Source organism: Streptomyces muensis (assembly GCF_021474425.1).
GTDB lineage: Bacteria > Actinomycetota > Actinomycetes > Streptomycetales > Streptomycetaceae > Streptomyces > Streptomyces muensis.
Genome location: NZ_JAKEIP010000414.1, coordinates 1 through 4,970, shown reverse-complemented (window position 1 = coordinate 4,970; position 4,970 = coordinate 1). Strand labels below are relative to the sequence as shown.

Genomic DNA, 4,970 nt, shown 5'->3' with positions numbered 1-4,970 from the left:
CTGCTCCCCACCCCCACCGGCACCCCGTTCACCTTCGCCTACACCGCCGTCCTCGCCGTCACCTCGATCGTCGCCACGTACGCCGCCCCCGACCTCGTCCACGCCCTGCACCAGGACTCCAGCACCGATGTCGCGCACCTCGTGCGGACGCCCGTGCTGGTGCTGCTCACCAGCGCGTTGTGGGTCGCGGGCGGCTTCCTGGGGCCGTACGCGCTCGGCTTCCTGCTGGTGCTGACCGCGCTGGAGCGACGGGTCGGCGGTGTGCGCACGGCCCTGGTCTTCCTGGCCGGGCACGTCCTGGCCACCCTCGCGACCGAGGTCCCGGTGGGGCTCGCCGTGCTGGCCGGTCGGCTCCCCGGCAGTTCGCTGTTCCGGCTCGACTACGGCATCAGCTTCGGCGTCGCCGCGAGCGTCGGCGCGCTGGCCGGGCTGCTGCGGCCGTGGCTGCGGTGGCCGGTGCTCGCGCTGTTCGGCGGGATGCTGCTCCAGGACCTGCTGAACCTCACCGATCCGCTGACCAACTGGGGACATCTGATCGCGCTGGTCATCGGGGTCGGGATGTGGCCGCTCGTGCGGCGATGGCGGGCCGCGCGGGCCGGGTAGGGCCACGTGATCGCTCACAGCGAACGTATGCACGGGAACATTTAGCCCCCTTCAAGCATTGAGTCGGCATAACTCAACTTGACTGCCTAAGGGGAGATCATGGCTTCGACGTCCACACCGCTCACCCTGCCCGTGCTGCCGCTCGACGACGAGGTCGTGCTGCCCGGGATGGTGGTCCCGCTGGACTTGAACGACGCCGATGTACGCGCCGCGGTGGAGGCCGCCCAAGCGGCCGCCCGCTCACAACCCGGGAAGCCACGGGTGCTCCTGGTACCGCGCATCGACGGCACGTACGCGAGCACCGGTGTGCTCGGCACCGTCGAGCAGGTCGGCCGGCTGGCCGACGGCGACCCCGGCGCCCTGATCCGGGGGCGCGGCCGCGTGAAGATCGGCGCCGGGACGACCGGACCGGGTGCGGCCCTGTGGGTCGAGGGCGCGCGGATCGACGAGAGCGTGCCCGAGCCGCTGCCCGGACAGGTCGCCGACCTGGTGAAGGAGTACAAGGCCCTCGCCACCGCCTGGCTGCGCAAGCGCGGCGCCTGGCAGGTCGTCGACCGCGTCCAGGCCATCGACGACGTGTCCGCGCTCGCCGACAACTCCGGTTACTCGCCCTTCCTGACCACCGAGCAGAAGGTCGAGCTGCTGGAGACCGCCGACCCGGTCGCCCGCCTCAAGCTCGCCACCCAGCAACTGCGCGACCACCTCGCCGAGCAGGACGTCGCCGAGACCATCGCCAAGGACGTCCAGGAGGGCGTCGACAAGCAGCAGCGCGAGTTCCTGCTGCGCCGTCAGCTGGAGGCCGTCCGCAAGGAACTGCGCGAGCTGAACGGCGAGCAGGACGGCGAGGAGTCCGACGACTACCGCGCTCGCGTGGAGGCCGCCGACCTGCCGGAGAAGGTCCGGGAGGCGGCGCTCAAGGAGGTCGACAAGCTGGAGCGGTCCAGCGACCAGTCGCCCGAGGGATCGTGGATCCGCACGTGGCTGGACACCGTCCTGGAACTCCCGTGGAACGAGCGGACCGAGGACGCCTACGACATCCAGGGCGCCAAGGGCGTGCTGGACGCCGAGCACGCCGGCCTGGAGGACGTGAAGGAGCGCATCACCGAGTACCTCGCGGTGCGCAAGCGCCGCAGCGACCGGGGCCTCGGTGTCGTCGGCGGCCGGCGCGGCGGTGCCGTACTGGCGCTGGTCGGCCCGCCCGGCGTCGGCAAGACGTCGCTCGGCGAGTCCGTGGCGCATGCCATGGGGCGCAAGTTCGTCCGGGTCGCCCTCGGCGGCGTCCGCGACGAGGCCGAGATCCGCGGCCACCGGCGTACGTACGTGGGCGCGCTGCCCGGCCGGATCGTCCGCGCCATCAAGGAGGCCGGTTCGATGAACCCGGTCGTCCTCCTCGACGAGATCGACAAGGTGGGCTCGGACTTCCGCGGCGACCCCGCGGCGGCCCTGCTGGAGGTGCTGGACCCGGCCCAGAACCACACGTTCCGCGACCACTACCTGGAAGTGGAACTGGACCTGTCGGACGTGGTCTTCCTCGCCACCGCCAATGTCCTGGAAGCCATCCCGGAGGCCCTGCTCGACCGTATGGAGCTGGTCCGCCTCGACGGCTACACCGAGGACGAGAAGGTCGTCATCGCCCGCGACCACCTGCTCCCGCGTCAGCTGGAGCGGGCCGGTCTCAAGGCGGACGAGGTCGCGCTCGACGAGGGCGCGCTGCGCAAGCTCGCCGGCGAGTACACGCGCGAGGCGGGCGTGCGCACCCTGGAGCGCTCGATCGCACGGCTCCTGCGCAAGGTCGCGGCCCAGCACGAACTGGGCGAGCGGGAACTGCCGTTCACCATCGGCGAGGACGACCTGCGCGGCCTGATCGGCCGGCCGCACCACGTGCCCGAGTCGGCGCAGGACCCGGCCGAGCGGCGTACGGCGGTCCCGGGCGTCGCGACCGGCCTCGCGGTGACCGGAGCGGGCGGCGATGTGCTGTTCGTGGAGGCGTCGCTGGCCGACCCGGAGACGGGCGCGGCGGGTCTGACGCTGACGGGCCAGCTGGGTGACGTGATGAAGGAGAGCGCTCAGATCGCGCTGTCCTTCCTCCGCTCGCACGGCGCCGAGCTCGAACTGCCGGTGGCCGACCTGAAGGACCGGGGCGTACACATCCACTTCCCGGCCGGGGCGGTGCCCAAGGACGGTCCGAGCGCGGGCGTCACGATGACGACGGCGCTGGCGTCGCTGCTGTCGGGCCGACTGGTCCGCACGGACGTGGCGATGACGGGCGAGGTCTCCCTGACCGGCCGGGTGCTGCCCATCGGCGGTGTGAAGCAGAAGCTGCTGGCGGCCCACCGGGCGGGCGTCACGACCGTCGTCATCCCCAAGCGCAACGAGCCCGACCTGGACGACGTCCCCGCCGAGGTGCTGGACAAGCTTGACGTCCACGCGGTGACGGACGTCCGCCAGGTCCTGGAACTGGCCCTGGCGCCGGCCACCGACGCCGCGGCCCCCGAGGTTCCGATCGCGGCGTGACGACGTGGTCCATTAGCGGGCTCCGCCCGCGGGGACCGGACAGGCAAGGCCCGGGTCCCGTGAGGGAGGCCCGGGCCTTCGCCGCGCTCGGTCTGTCCGGCGGATCTACCCCTTGGCGAGCGCCACGACCCTGTCGAGGGCGCCGTTGAAGCGGTTGTGGTCGCCGACGGTCGGGCCGGAGGACGTGTACTGCCACATCGTGTAGTAGTCCCAGCCCGCCGGCAGTTCCCCCACCTCGGCGGCGTACCGGGCGACCCACAGCGGGTTGGCCGTGGCGAAGCCGCTGTAGTTGCCGGTGCACTGCTTCCACCAGCTCGTCGCCGTGTAGATGACGGGGGCGCGGCCGGTGCGGGACTTGTACTGGTTCACGAAGTCGCGGATCCAGGTGACCATCGCGGACGGGGTCTTGCCGTAGCAGGCGTCGCCGTACGGGTTCCACTCGATGTCGAGGACGCCCGGCAGGGTCTTGCCGTCGCCCGACCAGCCGCCGCCGTGGTTGACGAAATAGTTGGCCTGGGTTGCGCCATTGGTGGTGTCAGGGGTGGCGAAGTGGTAGGCGCCGCGGATCATGCCGACCTTGTAGGAGCCGGTGTACTGCTGGGTGAAATAGGGGTTGGTGTAGTAGGTCCCCTCGGTGGCCTTCACATAGGCCCACTTCACCCCGCTGTCCCACAGGGTCGACCAGGCGACGTTGCCCTGGTGGCTGGAGACGTCCACGCCTTCCGTCTGAGCGGCCAGGTCAGCGATGGGTTCACCGGCTGTGCCGTCATGGGTGACGACGCCCATGCCCATGTGGGCGGAGCCGCGGGGCGGGGGTTCGTCGGCGGACGCGGAAGCGGGCCGGGAGGTCAGTACGAGGAGGGTCAGGGTCAGGACGGTTGCGAGCAGCAGCCCGGCGACAGGGGTGTGCCGGGTGCGGAGCGGTTCGGGTCTGTGCACGGGCATAGCGTGCCTCCGAAGACTCGGTGACGCTCGGTGGGGAAGCCGTACGGATGCGTGACCGGCCGCTGTCGCGGGGCTGCGTGGCGTGAGCATGCCGGTCAGGCCCTCGACGGAGCCGCCAGGCAGCGAGAAGGGCAGGTGGAAGGGGGTCCGGAGGCTGCCGTTGGTCTGAGCCTGCGAAATACTGACGGAGCTGCGGCGACGACGGCGGGCGGCGGAAACCTTCAGGACCGGAAACCTTCAGGACCGGGAAAATCGAGGCAGGGGCTGACGTGCGGGAAGACGGAAACGGGGACGAGCGGCAAGGACGGTCCGGGGGTGGTCCCGGCCGGCCCGAGTTCCTCGATCTGGAACGGGAGTTGACCGTTCTGTTCCGGCGCGCCCGGGCCAAGCAGGGCGAGATGGCCCGCGAGGTCCATCCCGACCTGGAGTCGGCGGCGTACGGGCTGCTGGTCCGGCTGGACGAGTCCGGGCAGCTGCGGGCCACCGAGCTCGCCGCCTACATCGGCGTCGGCAAGGCCACCATGTCCCGCCAGCTGCGTGCCCTGGAGGACCTGGGCCTGGTCGCCCGCGAGCCCGACCCCGCCGACGGACGGGCCTGGCTCGTACACCTCACGGAGGAGGGCCGGCGCCGAGTCGCCAAGGTCCGCGAGGCCCGCCGCGCCCGCTACGTCGAACAGCTCTCCCACTGGGACCCACGCGAGGTCGCGGAGCTGGGGCGCCTGCTGAACCAGTTGAACCGGGGGATGGAGAAGTAGCCCCGGCCGAGGGGACCTGAGCCCACTCCGGCAAACCGCCCGAGTGTCCGGCCCTCGGGCCACCCGGGCCATCGAAGGCGTGCGAGCCGTCCCGCGGGCTGCGGGCTGTCTTGGCCGTCGGGGGCGTCTGGGGGGTGAGGCTCTGGGGCGCCG

General features: G+C 71.6%; 4 protein-coding genes. 3 read left to right on the top strand and 1 reads right to left on the bottom strand.

Annotated features, from left to right (window positions below):
* Positions 1-603 (top strand): rhomboid-like protein (locus tag L0P92_RS42065; protein ID WP_234768414.1); only part of this gene is annotated, 603 nt, incomplete at its 5' end.
* 99 nt (positions 604-702) lie between these two features.
* Entirely contained in the window at positions 703-3,117 is a 2,415-nt protein-coding gene (gene lon / locus L0P92_RS42060; RefSeq protein WP_234768413.1) for an endopeptidase La, read from the top strand.
* A 105-nt stretch (positions 3,118-3,222) separates the two neighbouring features.
* On the opposite strand, the gene L0P92_RS42055 is transcribed toward lon, so the two are convergent.
* Positions 3,223-4,062 (bottom strand): lysozyme, encoded by an 840-nt coding sequence (locus tag L0P92_RS42055; RefSeq protein ID WP_234768412.1) that lies wholly within the window; start codon positions 4,060-4,062, stop codon positions 3,223-3,225.
* Positions 4,063-4,331: 269 nt separating this feature from the next.
* Between L0P92_RS42055 and L0P92_RS42050 the strand changes: the two genes are divergently transcribed.
* On the top strand, positions 4,332-4,817 hold the full coding sequence (locus tag L0P92_RS42050) for a MarR family winged helix-turn-helix transcriptional regulator (protein ID WP_234768411.1): 486 nt from the start codon (positions 4,332-4,334) through the stop codon (positions 4,815-4,817).
* Positions 4,818-4,970 lie beyond the last annotated feature (153 nt).

Coding starts and splice junctions, on each gene's coding strand:
- lon (WP_234768413.1), top strand. CDS start 703: ATGGCTTCGACGTCCACACCGCTCACCCTGCCCGTGCTGCCGCTCGAC.
- L0P92_RS42055 (WP_234768412.1), bottom strand. CDS start 4,062: ATGCCCGTGCACAGACCCGAACCGCTCCGCACCCGGCACACCCCTGTC.